The organism is Cellulomonas sp. P1_C4 (genome assembly GCF_056406355.1).
On record NZ_JBFUAI010000021.1, the window covers coordinates 65,281 to 82,631 of the forward strand.

The following is a 17,351-nucleotide window of genomic DNA, read 5'->3' on the forward strand; positions in this document are numbered from 1 at the left end:
CGCGGTGTGGGCGGTCGGGTGCACGATGCCGACATGCTGTTCGCCGAGCTCGCCACGACGTCGGCCGCCCTCGCGACCACCCGGTCGCGGCTGGCCAAGCGGGCGCTGCTGGTCGACCTGCTGCGGCGGACGCCGCCCGAGGACGTCGCCGTCGTATCGCGGTACCTGGGCGGGCAGCTGCGCCAGCGGCGCACGGGGCTCGGCTGGCGGTCGCTCAGCAGCCTGCCGCCACCCGCGCTCGAGCCCACCCTGACCGTGGCGGAGGTCGACGGCGCCTTCGAGGCCATGTCGCTCCTGGCCGGCACCGGCTCCGGCACCGCCCGGACCACTGCCGCCGGTGAGCTGTTCGCGGCGGCGACGGCCGACGAGCAGCGGCTGCTGCGGGGGCTGGTGACCGGGGAGCTGCGGCAGGGGTCGCTGGACGCGCTGCTGCTCGACGCGGTCGCGGAGGCGGCCGGGGTGGCCCCGGAGACCGTGCGTCGGGCCGCGATGCTCGCCGGCGACACCGAGCAGGTCGCCGTCGCCGCGCTCACGCAGCCGGACCCCGTGGCGGCGCTCGCGGCCTTCACGCTCGTGGTCGGGCGGCCCGTGCGGCCGATGCTCGCCCAGTCGGCGCCGGACGTCGACGGCGCGTGGGCGAGCCTGGCGCCGGGACCGGTGGTCGTGGACTCGAAGCTCGACGGCATCCGGATCCAGGTGCACCGGAGGGGGTCGCACATCGCGGTGTTCACGCGGAGCCTCGACGAMATCACGGCGCGCGTGCCGGAGATCGTCGAGAGGGTCCGCGCCATGCCGGCGACCGACCTGGTGCTCGACGGCGAGGCGCTGGCCGTCGGTCCCGACGGGCGGCCGCGACCGTTCCAGGAGACCGCGTCGCGCTCCGCCACCCGCGACGCCGAGGTCGCCGCGGCGGTCACGCTGACGCCGTTCTTCTTCGACTGCCTGCACGTCGACGGCGTCGACCTGCTCGACGCCCCGCTGCTGCGCCGGTTGGAGGCGCTCGACGCCGTGGCCGGCCCGCTGGTGGTGGACCGGCTGATCACCTCCGACCCTGCGGCTGCGCGCGACTACTTCGGCGCGGCGGTCCGGGCCGGTCAGGAGGGGGTCGTCGTGAAGGCCGCCGACGCCCCGTACGAGGCCGGGAGGCGCGGGGCGGCCTGGATCAAGGTCAAGCCGCGGAACACGCTCGACCTCGTCGTGCTCGCGGTCGAGTGGGGGTCGGGCCGCCGGAAGGGGCTCCTGTCGAACATCCACCTCGGCGCTCGGGACGGGGACGGGTTCGTCATGCTCGGCAAGACGTTCAAGGGCATGACCGACGAGATGCTGCGGTGGCAGACCGCGCGGTTCACGGAGCTCGCGACGTCGCCGCTCGACGGCTGGGTGGTCGAGCTGCGGCCGGAGCAGGTGGTGGAGATCGCGTTCGACGGGCTGCAGCGGTCGACGCGTTACCCCGGCGGCCTCGCGCTGCGGTTCGCTCGAGTGGTGCGGTACCGCGACGACAAGCCGGCGGCGGAGGCGGACACGATCGAGGCGGTGCGAGCGCTCGCCGGGTGACGGCGTCGACTCCGCCCTACGATCGGCGCGTGGAACCGACCCTCGAGCCGCCCCGTGCCGGGTGGGTTCCGACGACAGCGGCGGCCTGAGGTGTTCCGTCGCCGGGTCGGCTGGAGCCTGGCGGACGCCGCCGAACGTCACGCGGCCGCGCCCGACACCTTCCGAGTCCCCGCCGATGCGGCCTTGGCGGCCGTGCGGGTGGGCGACCGGGTCAAGGTGGTCGTGGTGCCGCAGCAGGGCCTCGAGGAGCGGATGTGGGTGGTGCTCGAGCGGGTCGACGAGGTGGAGCTCGAGGGTCGGCTGCACAGCGAGCCGGTGGAGCTGCGGTCGCTGCACGCGGGTGACCCCGTGGTGCTGGAGCGGCGGAACGTGGTCGCGATCGGGCGTCGGGACGACTGACGGCGTGGCGTCCGGCTGAACCTGTCGCCAACTCGTCCCCCACACGGCGGACCCGCCCTAGCCTCGGCCCGTGGAACTCGCCGCCGCGCCCGAGCCGCTCGTCTGGCTGACGTGCACGACCGACCCGTCGTACGTGCGCCGGGCCGTCAACGCGCAGTGGCGGCGGCTGCTGGTCCGGCCGCGGATGGTCGTGGCCGAGGTGTTCGTCGCGCTGCTGCTCGTGCTCGCGCTGGTGGCACCCGAGGTCGCCGGTACGGCGCTCGTGGTGGCGGCGGTGCTGGTCGGCTGGGTGCTGCTCGCCTACGTCAAGGCGTTGGTCGGCTCGTACCGCCGCGTCCCCGCGGGCACGCAGCTCAAGGTCGCCCTCGACGGGGACCGGCTCGTCGGCGAGGGGAAGGCAGGGACGACGTCGGTGCGGCTCGCGGCCTTCCGTCGGGTGATCGTGGGGCGGCACGTCGTGCTGCTGGAGAACCGCACCAACGCCTACCTCGCGGCGTACCCGCGCGAGCTGTTCCCGGACGGCGTGCTCGAGGACCTGCGGAACCGCATCGAAGGTGCCCCGCCGGAGGTGCCGGCACGGACCACGGCACCGGCTGCGCTCCCGCGCCCCGGGGCGGTGGCGACCTACACGACCGGTCCTGGCTACGTGGACCGCGTGGTCAGCGCGTACGTCAGCGAGGTCGTGTTCGCGCCCCGACGCGTCCTCATCCAGGTGCTCATGGCCGTCGGGCTGTTCGTCATCGGCGTCGTGGTCGCCGGTGGGGGGACGTCCGGCGTGGTGGCCGGCCTCGTCTACGCCGGGCTCGGCGCCTCCGTCGTGGGGTGGTCGATGTGGCGTCAGCGCAACCGGTTCGCGCGCGGGCTTGCAGGGCAGGTCCCCGTGGGGTCCACGTTCCGTGCCGCGCTGCTGCCGGACGGGGTCTGGGTCGAGGGGCCGGCCGTGACGGGCGAGACGAGCTACGCGGCGTACCGGTCGGTGTCCGTCCGCGACGAGCTCGTGTTCCTGCGCGCTCGGGACACCCCCCTGTACTGGATCTACCCCGCGCAGCTGTTCCCCGGCGCGTCCATCGACCTGCTCAAGGAGAGGATCGGCGCCGCGGGGTCTGCGACGCCGGCCCGGAAGGCTCGGACGCCCTCGTCGACCCGGTAGTGGGACGACGCCGCACCGCTCAGTCGGCCGTCGCGAACGAGCGGCGGCCGTACTCCAGCCATGCGAGGAGATAGGCCAGTCCCGTGACCACGCCCACCGCGGCGGTCACTGCCGGGCCCGCGCCCGCTGCTTCGGCGACGAGCGCGCCGAGCGTGCCCGCCACGAGGGCGTTGACGACGTTGACGAACATGGCCGTGCTACCGGCCACATGGCTGAACGTCGAGCGAGGCAGCCCCATCGTGTAGGTGCGCATGAGGCCCTCGCGGTCGACCTGCCACGACGTCACGAGGTAGTCGGCGACCTCGGGGTCCAGTGCGACGTAGGCCGCCCGAAGCCTGTTCATCCCGAGGATCAGTGCGCTGTCGTCGTGGCTGGCGTTCATGACGCGCACCCCGGTGAGCGTGCCGAGGATCAGGGCCGCCGAGGCCAGCCCGATCGAGAGGACGGTGAACGGTGTGCCGAAGCCCGACGCCTGGGCGACGAGGGCCAGCACGACGAGCGAGGCCGACACGACCGTCAGGTGGATCGTGATGCGGCTCATCACCTCGGACCAGAGCGTGCTGCGCGTGGCGAGCAGGCTCCAGTGCTCGGTGGCGAGGATCTGGGCGCGTACCGATGGCGACGGGGTCGCGGGCGGGTCGGGTGAGGACATCGGCGTCTCCTTCCGGCGCTGGTGCCCACGCTAGGACGCGCCGGGAAGGGCCGGGAAGGTGAAAGGCCCGCGACCCACATCGCTGCAGGTCACGGGCCTTCGATCGGGGCTCAGGCGCCCTCGTCGACCCGGTAGATCTCGTCCGCGACGAGGCCGTGCGCCTGCCGGTGGACGGTCGCGGCCGCCTCGGCGTCGGGGGCGTCGACCAGACAGAAGATCTTGCCCTGGGTCTCGTCGACCCAGTACTTCAGGTAGTTCACGTGGTAGGACCCCTGGGTGTGCAGGTCGGCCTGGTGCGCCTGGGCGACATCGTTCATCCCCACAGGTCCGTCGATGTGGTGGATGTCCATGAACAGCGGCATTTCCGTTCTCCTTGACTCGTGTGTCGGTGTGACACGATCAGCCTCGTGGTGAGCGCGTCCGCGGACCATGACCGCGTCACCGGCCTTCCTGATCGGGACCCCACGTACCCGGTCCTGCTGCAGAACGCGCTGGAGCGGCTGCGGCTGGAGGGCGCCGTCTTCCTGCGGGCCGAGTACCGGGAGCCCTGGACGTACGAGTCCATGTCCGGCCCCATGACCGCCGCCATGCTGCGACCGGGTACCGAGCGGGTGGTGTTGTTCCACGTCGTCGCGTCCGGGTCGTGCTGGGTGGCGGTCGGCAGCGGTGTGAAGCACTGGGCGGGCCCCGGGGACGTCATCGTGCTGCCGTACGGCGACCAGCACAGGATGGGCGGCCTGCAGGACGCCGACGTCGTACCGATCACGACCTTCATGCCGCCGGCCCCGTGGGCGCAGATGCCGGTCCTCCGGTACGGCCGGGACGGCTCCGAGACCGACGTCGTCTGCGGCTACCTGCACAGCCTCGACCCGCTGTTCGACCCGGCGTTGCGGGCGCTGCCGTCGGTGTTCGTCGTGCACCCGACCGGCCCGGCGGCGCAGTGGGTGCGGGCCAACATCGAGTACGCCCTCGAGCAGACGTCCGCCGGCACCCTCGGCATCCCGACCCGCCTGCCCGAGCTGCTGCTCGTGGAGGTCCTGCGCCTGCACCTGGCGACCGCCCCCGCGGTGGACCAGGGTTGGACCGCGGCGCTGCGCGATCCCGTGCTGGCGCCGGCGCTGGCCTCGATGCACCGACGGCCCGAGCGCAAGTGGACCGTCGAGCTGCTGGCGCGGGAGTCGCTGGTGTCCCGGTCACAGCTGGACACGCGGTTCCGTGAGGTGCTCGGCCGCTCGCCCATCCGCTATCTGACCGAGTGGCGCATGCACGTGGCGCAGGACCTGCTGGCGACGACCGATCTCGGGGTGGTGGCGGTGGCGCACCACGTGGGCTACGACTCGGAGGAGGCGTTCAGCCGCGCGTTCAAGCGCAGCCGCGGGGACGCGCCGAGCGTCTGGCGGGCGGGACGCACGACGATGTCCTGACCCGTCGGTCCGGTGCACGCGACGAACATCGTGGGCGGACAGGACATGGTCACCGTCCGGGGGACGGTGGCGTTCACCTTCGGGTTCGGCATCTGCACGTACCTGACGCTCCGGGTGACCGATGCTCATCCATAGCCTCGACGACCCGACGGCGGTCTGAGAGGGTCAGACGCGCTCCTCCAGGACCGTCAGGTCGCGCTCGGCGTACATGCGGTGCTCCCACTCCTCGTTGAGGACGATCTGCAGGCACACGCGGACCGGGAAGGTCTCGCCCTCGTCGGGCCAGCCGGGCCCCACCAGCGGGGCGGTCCGGCTGTCGAGCTGCTCGTCGGTCAGGCCGTCGACCACCCGCCGCACCGACGCCATCGCGCCCAGCCGCAGGGCGAGCGCCTCGTCGAGGGTCGGCCGCGCGGAACGGTCCCGCGGGACGCCGGGCCGCGGGCGCATCTCGTCCCACGGCAGCGACAGCGGGTGCCACGGGCTCGGATCGCCGTCGATGCAACGGCTGACCCAGGACTCGGTGGCGAACGCGAGGTGCCGCAGGGTCTCGATGAACGACCACTCGTCGGCGACGGACTCGTGCAGCAGCGCCGGGGGCAGCAGGCGCGCCCGCTCGACGGTCGCCGCCCACAGCCGCTCGTTGATGTCCCACGCCGCCCGGAAGCCGTCGGGAGTGGTCGCCCGGAACGCGGGCCGGTCGGGGTAGCGGCGGTCCAGCTCGGCCTCCACCAGCGGCACGATGTCGACCCCGTTGACCACGAGGCGCCGGATCTCGCCGTCGATGGTGGTGTCGAGCATCTCGACGCCGCGCATCACGACGTGCGACAGCTCGACGGATCGGAACGTCGCACCGTTCAGCAGCGCCGACCTGAACCGCGCGCCGCTGAGGTCCGCGTGCTCGAACTCGGTGCCGCGAAGGTCGGAGAACCCGTCGTCGCTCATGCCTGTCAGGCTAGGACGGAGGTCCGACAGGTCAACCGCGCCGACCGCGGGCGGACGAGACGATCAGCACCAGCCCGACGACGGCGATGATCGGGCCCAGGATCGCCCACAGGGTGACCCCCGTCATCGCGCTCCCCCCGAGGTAGCCGAGCCCCTGGAACGTGAAGATCGCGCCGGCGACGAGCAGCACGGCACCGAGCACGATCAGAGCCGGCTTGCGCATGAGTCGTCTCCCTCAGGCATCAGGTACGGGGCGTTTCCAGTATCCCCGCGCAGTTGACGGGTGCGGGAGACTTCGGAGGTCAGGGCAGCCGATCCCGAGGTGGGCAGCGATGGACGGACGGCCCGTCGCCGGTCATGTGGTGCTGCAGAGCGCCGACAGCAGCGACTACGCGTCGCTGCGGCGTCGGCCGGTGACCCGGGAGGAGCGCTACCGGACGGGTCACGCCCTGCGGGACACGGTGCCGCGCTCGTCGCTGGGTGACTGGTCGCCGACGGACCGCGACCCCGTCGCGCAGATCATCGAGAGCCACGAGGGTCGGCTGGAGTCGCTGATCCCGCTGCGCGTCGGACGCATGGCCGCCTCGCCGTACGGGTTCCTGCGCGGGTCCGCCGTCGTCATGGCCAACGACCTGGCGACCCTGCCCGCCACCGGCATCACGCCCGTCGTCTGCGGCGACTCGCACCTGGGCAACTTCGGCTTCTACGCGTCGCCCGAACGCGACCTGGTCATCGACCTGAACGACTTCGACGAGGCCCATCCCGGCGCGTGGGAGTGGGACCTGCGCCGGCTCGTCGCCAGCATCTGGGTGGCCGGCCGGCAGAACGGTGCGCCCGAGCACGCGTGCGAGTCGGCCGCGGTCGCCTGCAGCGCCGCCTACCGCGACGAGATCCGACGTCTGGCCGACCGCCCCCTGCTCGCGCGCTCGTTCGAGCGCCTGGATGTCGACCGCATCCACGAGCGCGCCCCGCACGGCACGCTGGCCGCGGAGATCGACCGGGCCGTCAAGCGCGCCCGGACCCGCACGAGCGACCGTGCGCTGCCGAAGTTCACGGCCTCGGAGGGCGGCCAGCGCCGCATCGTGGAGCAGCCCCCGCTGATCACGCGCCTGTCCGATCGTGAAGCGGACCTCGTAGCCGAAGGCCTCGACGACTACCTGGCCACGCTCGCCCCGCACTGGCGCCGGGCGCTGGGCGGATACACGCTCGTCGACGTCGCTCAGAAGGTCGTCGGCGTCGGCTCGGTGGGCCTGCGCGCGTACATCGCGCTGCTCGAGGGATCGAGTCCCGACGACGTCGTCTTCCTCCAGCTCAAGCAGGCGCGGCGGTCGGTGCTGGCCCAGCACGTCCACGGCGACAGCGCCTGGCACGCGCACCAGGGCCAGCGGGTCGTCGAGTACCAGCAGGCGCTGCAGACCGTGAGCGACCCGCTGCTCGGCTGGAGCACGGTGGGCGGCCTGCAGTTCTACGTGCGCCAGTTCCGCAACATGAAGGGCACGGTCGCCCTGGACGCCATCGACGCGGCAGCGCTCGCGGACTACGCCGGGATCGTCGGGCGGCTGCTGGCCAAGGGCCACGCACGGACCAGCGGGGCGTCGATGATCTCCGGCTACGGGGGCCGGTCGGACAAGCTCGACACCGCGATGGCGCGGTTCGCGCTCGCCTACGCCGACCAGACCGAGGCCGACCACGCCGCCCTGGTCCGGGCGGTGGCGGCGGGGCGGCTCCCGATCGAGCGCGGGGTCTGAGGACCCGGCCGTCGTCGGATACGTTCGCCCGATGAGCAGGGCGAGCGTGGTGGGCGGCGGGCCCGCGGGTCTGATCGCCGCGGAGGTGCTGGCCCGGGCCGGCGTCGCGGTGACGGTCCTCGACCGCATGCCGTCGCCCGCCCGCAAGTTCCTCCTGGCGGGTCACGGCGGGCTGAACATCACGCACTCCGAGGACCTCGACCCGTTCCTGGCGCGGTACGGCCCCTCGGCCGACCGGCTTGCGCCGATGCTCGAGACCTTCAGCCCGCAGGATCTGCGGGACTGGTGCGCGGGACTGGGTGAGCAGACGTTCGTCGGGTCGAGCGGGCGGGTGTTCCCGCGGTCGTTCCGGGCGACGCCGCTGGTCCGCGCGTGGTTGGCGCGCCTCGCCGACCTCGGGGTCGTGATCGAGCGGCGGCAGCGCTGGACGGGGTGGACGGACGGCGGGCTGCAGGTCACGGGTGCCGACGAGGCGCCGCACGAGGTCGTCGGTGACGTGACCGTCTTCGCCCTCGGGGGAGCGTCGTGGCCGCGGCTCGGCGCGGACGGCGGCTGGGTCGGTCCGTTCTCCGAGCGGGGGGTCGCGACGACGCCCCTGCGGCCCGCGAACGTCGGGATGCGCGTCGAGTGGACCGGGACCTTCGCGTACCGGTTCGAGGGGACGCCGCTGAAGCACGTCGGGCTGTCGGCGGGCGGGCAGCGGTCGCGCGGCGACGCGATGGTGACGAAGACCGGCATCGAGGGCGGGCCGGTCTACGCGATCGGCGCCGCCATCCGCGACGCCCTCGAGACCGACGGGCGGTGCGTCCTCGAGGTCGACCTGCGTCCGTCTCTCTCGCACGAGCAGGTCGCCGAGCGGCTGCAGCGCCGTCGGCCGAAGGACTCCGGCTCGAACTGGCTGCGCCGGACGCTCGCCCTGGACCCGGTCGCGATCGGGCTGCTACGGGAGGCTGGTGCGCTGCCGAGCGACGCATCGGCGATGTCGTCGCTGGTCAAGGCCGTGCCGGTGGTGGTGACCGCGACGATGCCGATCGAGCGGGCGATCTCGACCGCGGGCGGCATCGCCTGGTCCGAGGTCGACGAGTCGCTCATGCTCCGACGGCTGCCGGGCACGTTCGTCGCGGGCGAGATGCTCGACTGGGAGGCACCCACGGGCGGCTACCTGCTGCAGGCCTCGTTCAGCACCGGCGTGGTTGCGGCGCGGGGCGCGCTGGCCTGGCTCGAGCGGTAGTCGTCAGCCGCACTCGTCGCAGATGCCCGTCGCCGGGAGGGTCATCAGGCACGTCGGGCAGATCACGGGCACGGCCTCGCGGGTGGGCGCGGCCCGGACGACCGGCGTGCGCGTGGCTCGCGGCGCGCGGACCGGGGCGGCGCGGACGGCCGAGGCCGGCTCGGTGACCTCGAAGCCGCGCTTGCGCAGGATCGTGACGGCGCTCTGCATGCCGCCGTGGAACTCCTCGGACGTCGCCAGCCRCCCCGTCGCGTACCGGTGCGCGACGCCGAGCACTGCCCGTGAGTCGTAGCTGCGGCCCTCGTGGACCAGCGGGTAGCCGTCGGCAGGCGCGAACCCGTAGAGGTCGAGGAACTCGCTGCCGCCGCGCTCGTCGTACTCGGCGATCGCCTGGAGGACGTGCTGGCGCGAGACGGAGGAGAAGGTAGCCACGACGAACGAGCGTACGACGATGCAGGCCCGATCGGTCCAGGACTGGTCCCGCCGACGACATGACGAAGGGCCCGCTACCGACATCGCTGCAGGTGACGGGCCCTTCGGTGCGCGGAGGATGGGGGATTCGAACCCCMGAGGGCTTTCACCCAACACGCTTTCCAAGCGTGCGCCATAGGCCACTAGGCGAATCCTCCCGGCCGACTGAGGATAGCCGAGGTCGGCGGGTGCGCCGAATCCGCCTGCCGGCGGCCGTTGACGCGCGCGACCGCGCAGGCTGTCGTCCCCGTCGGTGCCGGTCCTAGGCTTGTCGGGTTCCGGGCCCGCCACCCGAGGGCCCGCCAGGAATGCGAGGAGCGAGGCCATGGCGCACGGCGACATCACGCACATCGACATCCCGGCAGACGACCTCCCGCGGGCGACGGCGTTCTACTCGGCGCTGTTCGGCTGGGACATCAAGGAGCCGCCCGGCTACGAGGGGTACCCGATGTGGGCCGCCCCGAACGGCATCAGCGGCGGCGGGTTCACGGCCCGGGCGGGCAACCTGCAGGTGCCGCGCAGCTACGTCGAGGTGGACTCGATCGACGACACGCTCAAGCAGGCGAACGAGCTCGGCGGCCGCACCGTCCTGGAGAAGACCGAGATCTCGCCGACCAGCTGGTGGGCGGCGCTCGAGGACTCGGAGGGCAACCAGATCGGCCTGTACGAGGGCGCGACTGCCACCGACTGACCGACCCCCGTTCACCTGCGCGTCGCACGCGGGGGTGATGATGCGCCCATGACCACGCTCATCGCCCAGGACCTCCAGCCCGACGTCGACCTCGCGCTCCGCGCGGTCGAGGCCGGCCTCGCGGTGGTGCGGGGGACCGACGACCGCGCGGTCCTGCGGCTCAAGGGCCCGAACGACCTGGTCACCGCGGTCGACCTGGCGACGGAGGACGCGGTCGTCGGAACGCTGCGGGCCGGGTCGTCGCTGCCGGTCCAGGGCGAGGAGGGTTCGCCGCGCGAGTCCGCACCGGACCGCTGGGTCGTCGACCCGATCGACGGGACCGCGAACTTCGTCGCCGGCCTGCCGCTGGTCGCGTGCACGCTGGCCCGACTCGCGGGCGGCGAACCGGTGGTGGGCGTCACCGCGGACGTGACCACCGGCGAGATCGTGTGGGCGTCGCGCGGGGCCGGGGCCTGGCGCCGCACGGCCGACGGGGACGTCCGGGTGTCGACCCTCGGGGGCCCGCTCGACTCGCTCACCGTGACGGTCGGGGACCTGTCGTGGACCTCCGTCGCGCCGTGGCCGCTCGACGTGCGGGCCGGCGCGCTGCGGGAGGTGGCGGCGACGGTCGGCAAGGTGCGGGTCGTCGGGACGTCGGCCACGGAGCTCGCCTGGGTGGCGACCGGCCGCACGTCGGCCTCGATCGCGTTCGGGAACGCGGCCTGGGACGTGGTGGCGGGCGTGGTGCTGGTCCGGGAGGCCGGCGGGGTCGTCGTCGATGCGCGGGGGGAGCCGTGGTCGCTCGCGTCCGACTCGATCCTCGCGGCGGCGACGCCGGAGATCGCCGACGCCATGGTCGCCGCCGTCGCGCGCGGGCTGGCGGTCGTCAGGAGCTGAAGCGGTCCACCTGGCGGATCTTGTTCGTCGCGTCGAGGGCCGCGACCTTGTACGCCTCCGACAGCGTCGGGTAGTTGAGGACCGTGTCGACGAGGTAGTCGACGGTCCCGCCGCACGCCATGATCGCCTGGCCGATGTGCACCAGGTCGGTGGCGGAGGTCCCGAAGATGTGGACGCCCAGCAGCTCGCGCGTCTCGGTGTCGACCAGCAGCTTGAGCATCCCGTAGGAGTCGCCGACGATCTGCCCGCGCGCCAGCTCGCGGTAGCGCGCGACGCCGACCTCGTAGGGCACCGCCTGCGTCGTGAGCTCCTCCTCGGTGCGGCCGCAGTAGGAGATCTCGGGGATGGTGTAGATGCCGATCGGCTGCACGGACTGCAGCTCCCGGGCCGGCTCCCCGAAGGCGTGGTAGGCAGCGAGGCGGCCCTGGTCCATGCTCGTCGCGGCCAGCGCCGGGAACCCGATGACGTCGCCGACGGCGAAGATGTTCGGCACCGCGGTGCGGTACTGGTCGTCGACCGCGATGCGCCCGCGCGAGTCCGCCGACAGCCCGGCCGCCTCGAGGTTGAGCGCGTCCGTCTGCCCCTGCCGGCCGGCCGAGTACATGACGGCGTCGGCGGCGATGCGCTTGCCCGAGACCAGCCGGGTCACGGTGCCGTGCGTGTTGCTGTCGACCCCCGCGACCTCCTCGCCGAACCGGAACGACACCGACAGGTCCCGAAGGTGGAACTTCAGCGACTCGGCCACCTCGGGGTCGCACATCTCGAGCATCGCGGGCCGCTTGTCGATGACCGTGACGCGGGTGCCCAGCGCCGCGAACATCGACGCGTACTCGATCCCGATGATCCCGGCGCCGACCACGACCATCGAGTTCGGCACCTTCTCCAGCGCGAGCACGCCGTCCGAGTCGAGGACCGTCCTCCCGTCGAACTGCACGGTGTTAGGCCGGTGCGGCTTGCTGCCGGTGGCGATGACGACGAAGCGCGCGGTGAACTGGGTCCGGCGGGTGCCGTCGTCGTCGAGGACCCCGACCGTGTGCTCGTCGAGGAACGAGCCGGTGCCGTTGAGGATGTCGACGTGGTTGCGCAGCAGCTGCGCGCGGATCACTTCGTGCTCGCGGCCGATCACGTGCTGCGTGCGGGCGAACAGGTCCTCCATCGTGATGTCGGACTTCACGCGGTAGCTGGCCCCGTAGACCTCTCGCTGCGCCATGCCGGTCAGGTACATGACCGCCTCGCGCAGCGTCTTGCTGGGGATGGTGCCCGTGTTGGTGGAGACGCCGCCCATCATGTGCCGGCGCTCGATGATGGCGACCTTGTGGCCCAGCTTGGCCGACGCGATCGCCGCCTTCTGCCCGCCCGGACCCGAGCCGATCACCATGAGGTCGTAGTCGTAGTGGGCGTCGGCCGGCTCCTGTGCCGCCGCGGCCTCGCCGGGAACCCCGTCAGTCGCCATGGGGGCAGTCTGCAACCAAAGGCCCCGCGATGTGAGTCCGGCGAATCACCAGCAGGTGAACGTTGGCCGGGCGACAGCTCCGCCGGCCTGCTGACGCGGTCATCGTCACCGACGGTTCGGGTTAGGATTTCCGGCAGACCCCTCGTGCGGCGTCATCTCGCTGAACTCCCCCAGGGCCGGAAGGCAGCAAGGGCAGGTGAGCTCTGGCGGGTGTGCGGGGGGTCCTTTCATGCCCGCATGGCGAGCCGCGTGAATGTCTGGGCTACCCCCGCCTCCCGCTTGAGCCGCCGGACGAACAGGTCCAGCGCCGCCGGGTCGGTGACCACGGCGTGCAGCAGGTAGTCGTACGACCCCGTCACGTGGACGGCGTCGAGCACCTGCGGGAAGCCCCGCCGCGCCAGCGCCTCCGTGAAGTCCTCGTCGGTGGTTCCGTCGGCCAGCCGCACCTCGACGAATACCTCGAGTCCCGGCCCGGGCGCCGCCGCACCGCCCCCGCGGACGATCGTGAACGCGCGGATCGTGCCGTCGGCCACGAGCCGGCCCACACGGTTGGCGGCCGCGTTCGGGCTGAGGCCGACGCGAGCTCCGAGCTCGCTGTACGGCAACCGCGCATCCACGGTCAGCTCGCGGAGGATTGCGTCGTCGATGGCGTCCACGGTGCGATTCTCGCAGTGTGGCGACGAATTCCGCAGATCGAGCGTGACGCGACTGCGTTCCATCGCGCAGCCTCGATGGCGTGACCACGGCCTTCCTTCTCGGCGTGCTCGCGGGCCTGTCCGTCGCCATGCCCGTCGGGCCGGTCGGCGTGCTGCTGCTGCGCACCGGGCTCGTCGACGGCGCGCGCGTCGCGGTCGGTGCGGCCTGCGGCATCGCGACGGTCGACCTCTCCTACGCAGTGCTCGCCGTGGCGGTCGGTGCGCCGGTGAGCCGTGTGCTGGGGGAGCACGCCGCCCTCGTCCGGTGGGTCAGCGCGGGGGTGCTCGTCGTCGTCGGAGTCGTCATGGCCACCCGGGCGTCGCGGGAACCCACTGCGGTCGCGGCGGTCGCCCCCTCGGCGTCGCGGGCCTATGTGCGGTTCGTCGCGCTCACCGCCGTCAACCCGCTCACCGCCGTCACGGTCACGACGATCGCCGTCGGGCTGGCCGCGCAGGTCGGGGGAGCGGGGTCGGCGTCGGCCTTCGTCGTCGGTGTCGGGCTGGCCTCCCTCGCGTGGCAGCTGGTGCTGGCCGTGACCAGCGGCGCGCTCGGCCTGCGCGTCCCGCCCCGGGCCCGTCGATGGGTGTCGACGGCCGGTGCGGGCGTCGTCGTGCTCGCGGGCGTGGCGCTCGTCGTCTGACGCGGTGGCTGTCCCTCGGTGGGCGGACCCGCGTCCGCCTGCGGGTGCACGCCGGGACCTCCTGAAGCAGCCCGCGGGCCGACGCGAACGAGCAGCCGCCCGCACCAGCCTGGGAGCATGACCACCGCCTCGCCCCGCCTCTCCGCCCGCGGCCTCGTCAAGCGCTTCGGGTCGACGTCCGCCCTCGCCGGCGTCGACGTCGACCTCGCCGCCGGGGAGTCGCTCGCCGTGATGGGACCGTCCGGGTCCGGCAAGTCGACCCTGCTGCACTGCCTCGCCGGCATCCTGCTGCCCGACGCGGGCACGGTCGCGCTCGACGGGCGCGAGGTCGGTGCGCTGTCCGACCGCGAGCGCTCCCTGCTGCGGCGCCGGCACTACGGGTTCGTGTTCCAGTTCGGGCAGCTGCTCTCGGAGCTGCCCGCCATCGAGAACGTCGCCCTGCCCGCGATGCTGCTGGGGACGTCGCGACGCGACGCCACCGCGCTGGCCGGGCAGTGGCTCGGCTCCCTCGGGCTCGCGGGGATGGAGGGCCGGCGACCGGGCGAGCTCTCGGGCGGCCAGGCCCAGCGCGTCGCCGTGGCGCGCGCCCTCATCACCGGTCCCGCGGTCGTCTTCGCCGACGAGCCCACCGGTGCGCTCGACCAGTCCACCGGTCACGACGTCATGCAGGTCCTCACGCAGACGACCAAGGCGGCGGGTGCGTCGCTCGTCGTCGTCACGCACGACGCCCAGGTGGCCGACTGGTGCGACCGGCGCATCGAGGTGCGCGACGGGCTGGTCGTCGGGGCCGGCGCACCCGCCCGGGTCGCCCGATGAACGCCGTCGTCACGCTCGCGCCCCGGTTCCAGCGCGCGGGCGGCCGCGACTCCCGGGTCACCACGGCCCTGGCGGTCACCGCCTTCACGGTGACGACCGGGCTCACGCTCAGCGTCGTCGGCGGGCTGCTGGGTTTCGCGGGCCGGAGCACGCTCCCGGTCGGCGACGACCAGACCGACATCCGCGGGCTCTACCTCTCGCTCGCGTGGTTCGCCGTCGTGCTGCTGGTGGTCCCGCTGGTCTCGCTCGGCGGCGCGGCCGCGCGGCTGGGGGTCGCCCGTCGTGACGCCCGGCTGGCGACCCTGCGGCTGCTGGGCGCGACCCCGCGCGAGGTCGTCGCCCTGACCGTGGCCGAGACCGCGTGGCAGGGGTTCGTCGGGGCGGTGCTGGGCATCGTGCTCTACGGGCTGCTGCTACCCGTGGTGTCCCTGCTGCCGTTCCAGGGGACCACCTTCTCGGTGGGCGAGCTCTGGGTGGGCTGGCAGGGGCTCGCGATCGCTCTGGTGGCCGTCCCGGTCCTCGCGGCCCTGTCGGGCGCGATCTCGCTGCGGCGCGTGACGGTCTCGCCGCTGGGCGTGGCGCGGCGGGAGACGCCGAAGAAGATGACGTGGCTCCGCGTCGTGGTCACCGTCGTCGGCATCGGCCTGTTCATGGTGCTCAGCTCGGCCGCGGGGGCGCTCGGCGCGGCCGCCGTCGGCGCGCTGGTCGGGGCGCTCGCGCTCGGTTTCGCCACCCTCAACGCGATCGGTCCGTGGGTGCTCGGGCTTGTCGGCAAGGTGCAGCTGCGCCGCGCGACGACGCCCGCACGGCTCCTGGCGGCGCGCCGGCTGCTCGACGACCCGAAGGCGGCCTGGCGCGTGGTCGGTGGGCTCGGGCTCGCCGGGTTCGTCGCCGGAGCGCTCGCCGTCCTGCCCGCGATCACCGCGGTCGACACGTCGCAGGACCCGCAGGGCGCGATGCTCATGGGCGACCTGGTCACGGGGGCGATGGTCACGCTGGTGGTCGCCTTCCTGCTCGCGGCGGTGTCCGCGGGCATCGCGCAGGCCGCCTCGGTGCTGGACCGGCGTCGGGAGATCGCGCTGCAGAACCTGGCCGGCACCCCCGTCGAGCTGCTGGACTCCGTGCGCCGGCGCTCGGTGCTGGTGCCGCTGCTGTTCGTCGCCGTCGGCTCGGCCGCGACCGCGCTGATCATGTTCTTCCCGCTGTTCGGCACCGCCGCCGTCACGTCGCCGCAGGGGCTCCTGCTGCTCGCCGGGTTCCTGGCCGGGGGGTGCGCGCTGGTGTTCGGCGCCACCGAGACGTCGCGGCCGCTGCTGCGATCGGTGCTGGCCGACACGGTCGTGCGCGCTGACTGAGTGAGGCTGAGGACCTGGGGCTCCGTCTGTGGGCGAGGGCGTCTAGGGTTCGTGGCGTGACGACAGCCCTGTACCGCCGCTACCGGCCGGAGAACTTCGCCGAGGTGATCGGTCAGGACCACGTCACCGCCCCCCTGCGGCAGGCGCTGCGCAGCGGTCAGGTCAACCACGCCTACCTGTTCTCCGGCCCGCGCGGCTGCGGCAAGACGACGTCGGCCCGCATCCTGGCCCGCATCCTCAACTGCGCGCAGAACACCGAGGAGCACCCCACCGACACCCCGTGCGGCGTGTGCGAGTCGTGCGTCGAGCTGGCGCGCGGGGGACCGGGCAGCCTCGACGTGGTCGAGATCGACGCCGCGAGCCACGGCGGTGTCGACGACGCCCGCGAGCTGCGCGAGCGCGCCACGTTCGCGCCGGCTCGCGACCGGTACAAGGTGTTCATCCTCGACGAGGCGCACATGGTCTCGAACCAGGGCTTCAACGCCCTGCTCAAGATCGTCGAGGAGCCCCCGCCGCACATCAAGTTCATCTTCGCGACGACGGAGCCGGACAAGGTCATCGGCACGATCCGCTCGCGGACCCACCACTACCCGTTCCGCCTGGTGCCGCCCGACGTGCTGGTGCCGTACCTCCAGCAGCTCTGCGACAGCGAGGGCGTGCCCGTGGCCTCGGGCGTCCTCCCGCTGGTCGTCCGCGCGGGCGGCGGCTCGGTCCGGGACACGCTCTCCGTGCTCGACCAGCTCATCGCCGGCTCCGGCGGCGGCGAGCTCGCGTACGAGGGCGCCGCCGCGCTGCTCGGGTACACGCAGGCCTCGCTGCTGGACGACCTGGTCGAGGCGGTCGCGGCCCGCGACGGCGCCTCGGCGTTCCGGGTGGTCGAGCGCGTGATCTCCACCGGGCACGAGCCCCGCCGGTTCGTCGAGGACCTGCTCGAGCGGCTGCGCGACCTCATCGTCATCGCCGCGTCCGGTGACGCCGCCGACGCCGCCCTGCGCGACGTCCCGTCCGACCAGCTCGACCGCATGCGCCTCCAGGCCCGCCACCTCGGTCCGTCGGAGCTGTCGCGCTCCGCCGACCTCTGCAACGCCGCGCTCACCGAGATGACCGGCGCGACGTCGCCGCGCCTGCACCTCGAGCTGCTCATGGCCCGCCTGCTGCTGCCCGCCGCCGAGGACACGCGCGCGGGCATCGGGGCGCGGCTCGACCGGCTCGAGCGCAGCCTGCCGGCCGACGGCGGTGCCGCCGTGCGGGTG

19 protein-coding genes, 1 tRNA gene and 1 other RNA gene are annotated in these 17,351 nt (G+C 73.3%); 13 read left to right on the plus strand and 8 right to left on the minus strand.

Translation table 11 applies throughout. From position 1 onward, the window contains the following. Nucleotides 1-33 precede the first annotated feature (33 nt). From AC1DYZ_RS16725 to AC1DYZ_RS16735, 3 genes are all read left to right on the plus strand, one after another. Nucleotides 34-1,554 (plus strand): ATP-dependent DNA ligase, encoded by a 1,521-nt coding sequence (locus AC1DYZ_RS16725; RefSeq protein ID WP_477066265.1) that lies wholly within the window; start codon nt 34-36, stop codon nt 1,552-1,554. 90 nt (nt 1,555-1,644) lie between these two features. Next, the gene (locus tag AC1DYZ_RS16730; protein WP_477066266.1) at nt 1,645-1,953 is read left to right on the plus strand and encodes a hypothetical protein; all 309 of its coding nucleotides are present in this window, start codon (nt 1,645-1,647) and stop codon (nt 1,951-1,953) included. Between the two features lie 70 nt (nt 1,954-2,023). Further along, a complete protein-coding gene (locus AC1DYZ_RS16735; RefSeq protein WP_477066267.1) occupies nt 2,024-3,103 on the plus strand; it encodes a hypothetical protein in 1,080 nt (359 codons plus the stop codon). Nucleotides 3,104-3,122: 19 nt separating this feature from the next. Here the strand turns inward: AC1DYZ_RS16735 and AC1DYZ_RS16740 are convergent, their stop codons facing one another. Then, nucleotides 3,123-3,755: a hypothetical protein gene (locus tag AC1DYZ_RS16740; protein WP_477066268.1), complete on the minus strand. Its 633-nt coding sequence runs from the start codon at nt 3,753-3,755 to the stop codon at nt 3,123-3,125. 110 nt (nt 3,756-3,865) lie between these two features. Next, a complete protein-coding gene (locus AC1DYZ_RS16745; protein ID WP_477066269.1) occupies nt 3,866-4,117 on the minus strand; it encodes a DUF4242 domain-containing protein in 252 nt (83 codons plus the stop codon). A gap of 45 nt (nt 4,118-4,162) precedes the next feature. Here AC1DYZ_RS16745 and AC1DYZ_RS16750 point away from each other — a divergent pair, with 45 nt between their 5' ends. Then, nucleotides 4,163-5,179, plus strand: coding sequence for an AraC family transcriptional regulator (locus AC1DYZ_RS16750; RefSeq protein ID WP_477066270.1), 1,017 nt, complete (start codon nt 4,163-4,165; stop codon nt 5,177-5,179). A gap of 165 nt (nt 5,180-5,344) precedes the next feature. Here AC1DYZ_RS16750 and AC1DYZ_RS16755 read toward each other — a convergent pair whose 3' ends face one another. Continuing rightward, the gene (locus AC1DYZ_RS16755; protein ID WP_477066271.1) at nt 5,345-6,121 is read right to left on the minus strand and encodes a DinB family protein; all 777 of its coding nucleotides are present in this window, start codon (nt 6,119-6,121) and stop codon (nt 5,345-5,347) included. Between the two features lie 31 nt (nt 6,122-6,152). Next, nucleotides 6,153-6,344, minus strand: coding sequence for a hypothetical protein (locus tag AC1DYZ_RS16760; RefSeq protein ID WP_477066272.1), 192 nt, complete (start codon nt 6,342-6,344; stop codon nt 6,153-6,155). A gap of 109 nt (nt 6,345-6,453) precedes the next feature. Between AC1DYZ_RS16760 and AC1DYZ_RS16765 the strand changes: the two genes are divergently transcribed. Together AC1DYZ_RS16765 and AC1DYZ_RS16770 are read left to right on the plus strand one after the other, a co-directional pair. Beyond that, nucleotides 6,454-7,869 (plus strand): DUF2252 domain-containing protein, encoded by a 1,416-nt coding sequence (locus AC1DYZ_RS16765; protein WP_477066273.1) that lies wholly within the window; start codon nt 6,454-6,456, stop codon nt 7,867-7,869. A gap of 31 nt (nt 7,870-7,900) precedes the next feature. Further along, complete coding sequence (locus AC1DYZ_RS16770) at nt 7,901-9,100, plus strand: BaiN/RdsA family NAD(P)/FAD-dependent oxidoreductase (RefSeq protein WP_477066274.1); 1,200 nt, start codon at nt 7,901-7,903, stop codon at nt 9,098-9,100. 3 nt (nt 9,101-9,103) lie between these two features. Here the strand turns inward: AC1DYZ_RS16770 and AC1DYZ_RS16775 are convergent, their stop codons facing one another. Together AC1DYZ_RS16775 and AC1DYZ_RS16780 are read right to left on the minus strand one after the other, a co-directional pair. Beyond that, nucleotides 9,104-9,532, minus strand: a complete 429-nt coding sequence (locus AC1DYZ_RS16775) for a ScoMcrA-related endonuclease (protein ID WP_477066275.1) — start codon at nt 9,530-9,532, stop codon at nt 9,104-9,106. Between the two features lie 112 nt (nt 9,533-9,644). Next, nucleotides 9,645-9,729 (minus strand) — tRNA-Ser (locus AC1DYZ_RS16780). Between the two features lie 167 nt (nt 9,730-9,896). Between AC1DYZ_RS16780 and AC1DYZ_RS16785 the strand changes: the two genes are divergently transcribed. Together AC1DYZ_RS16785 and AC1DYZ_RS16790 are read left to right on the plus strand one after the other, a co-directional pair. Continuing rightward, nucleotides 9,897-10,262 carry a VOC family protein gene (locus AC1DYZ_RS16785; RefSeq protein ID WP_477066276.1) on the plus strand — a complete coding sequence of 122 codons (366 nt, stop codon included), beginning with the start codon at nt 9,897-9,899 and terminating at the stop codon, nt 10,260-10,262. 48 nt (nt 10,263-10,310) lie between these two features. Further along, nucleotides 10,311-11,138: an inositol monophosphatase family protein gene (locus tag AC1DYZ_RS16790; protein WP_477066277.1), complete on the plus strand. Its 828-nt coding sequence runs from the start codon at nt 10,311-10,313 to the stop codon at nt 11,136-11,138. Here the strand turns inward: AC1DYZ_RS16790 and sthA are convergent. Further along, complete coding sequence (sthA, locus tag AC1DYZ_RS16795) at nt 11,128-12,591, minus strand: Si-specific NAD(P)(+) transhydrogenase (RefSeq protein WP_477066278.1); 1,464 nt, start codon at nt 12,589-12,591, stop codon at nt 11,128-11,130. The two genes, AC1DYZ_RS16790 and sthA, sit on opposite strands and share 11 nt — an antisense overlap. 133 nt (nt 12,592-12,724) lie before the next feature. On the opposite strand from sthA, the gene ffs reads away from it, so the two are divergent. Next, an RNA gene (gene ffs, locus AC1DYZ_RS16800) (signal recognition particle sRNA small type) lies at nt 12,725-12,821 on the plus strand. On the opposite strand, the gene AC1DYZ_RS16805 is transcribed toward ffs, so the two are convergent. After that, entirely contained in the window at nt 12,819-13,247 is a 429-nt protein-coding gene (locus AC1DYZ_RS16805; protein ID WP_477066279.1) for an Lrp/AsnC family transcriptional regulator, read from the minus strand. The genes ffs and AC1DYZ_RS16805 overlap by 3 nt on opposite strands. Nucleotides 13,248-13,327: 80 nt before the next feature. Between AC1DYZ_RS16805 and AC1DYZ_RS16810 the strand changes: the two genes are divergently transcribed. From AC1DYZ_RS16810 to AC1DYZ_RS16825, 4 genes are all read left to right on the plus strand, one after another. Further along, entirely contained in the window at nt 13,328-13,927 is a 600-nt protein-coding gene (locus AC1DYZ_RS16810; RefSeq protein WP_477066280.1) for a LysE family transporter, read from the plus strand. Nucleotides 13,928-14,044: 117 nt separating this feature from the next. Next, on the plus strand, nt 14,045-14,743 hold the full coding sequence (locus tag AC1DYZ_RS16815) for an ABC transporter ATP-binding protein (protein ID WP_477066281.1): 699 nt from the start codon (nt 14,045-14,047) through the stop codon (nt 14,741-14,743). After that, entirely contained in the window at nt 14,740-16,098 is a 1,359-nt protein-coding gene (locus tag AC1DYZ_RS16820; RefSeq protein ID WP_477066282.1) for an FtsX-like permease family protein, read from the plus strand. The genes AC1DYZ_RS16815 and AC1DYZ_RS16820 overlap by 4 nt, the downstream gene beginning before the upstream one ends. 56 nt (nt 16,099-16,154) lie before the next feature. Further along, on the plus strand, nt 16,155-17,351 hold a 1,197-nt coding region (locus tag AC1DYZ_RS16825; protein ID WP_477066283.1), incomplete at its 3' end, for a DNA polymerase III subunit gamma and tau.

Excerpts from the sequence above, each read along its gene's own strand:
- AC1DYZ_RS16815 (WP_477066281.1), top strand. The coding sequence starts at position 14,045 with ATGACCACCGCCTCGCCCCGCCTCTCCGCCCGCGGCCTCGTCAAGCGC.
- sthA (WP_477066278.1), bottom strand. The coding sequence starts at position 12,591 with ATGGCGACTGACGGGGTTCCCGGCGAGGCCGCGGCGGCACAGGAGCCG.
- AC1DYZ_RS16765 (WP_477066273.1), top strand. The coding sequence starts at position 6,454 with ATGGACGGACGGCCCGTCGCCGGTCATGTGGTGCTGCAGAGCGCCGAC.
- AC1DYZ_RS16770 (WP_477066274.1), top strand. The coding sequence starts at position 7,901 with ATGAGCAGGGCGAGCGTGGTGGGCGGCGGGCCCGCGGGTCTGATCGCC.
- AC1DYZ_RS16820 (WP_477066282.1), top strand. The coding sequence starts at position 14,740 with ATGAACGCCGTCGTCACGCTCGCGCCCCGGTTCCAGCGCGCGGGCGGC.
- AC1DYZ_RS16745 (WP_477066269.1), bottom strand. The coding sequence starts at position 4,117 with ATGCCGCTGTTCATGGACATCCACCACATCGACGGACCTGTGGGGATG.
- AC1DYZ_RS16790 (WP_477066277.1), top strand. The coding sequence starts at position 10,311 with ATGACCACGCTCATCGCCCAGGACCTCCAGCCCGACGTCGACCTCGCG.
- AC1DYZ_RS16760 (WP_477066272.1), bottom strand. The coding sequence starts at position 6,344 with ATGCGCAAGCCGGCTCTGATCGTGCTCGGTGCCGTGCTGCTCGTCGCC.
- AC1DYZ_RS16785 (WP_477066276.1), top strand. The coding sequence starts at position 9,897 with ATGGCGCACGGCGACATCACGCACATCGACATCCCGGCAGACGACCTC.
- AC1DYZ_RS16755 (WP_477066271.1), bottom strand. The coding sequence starts at position 6,121 with ATGAGCGACGACGGGTTCTCCGACCTTCGCGGCACCGAGTTCGAGCAC.
- AC1DYZ_RS16740 (WP_477066268.1), bottom strand. The coding sequence starts at position 3,755 with ATGTCCTCACCCGACCCGCCCGCGACCCCGTCGCCATCGGTACGCGCC.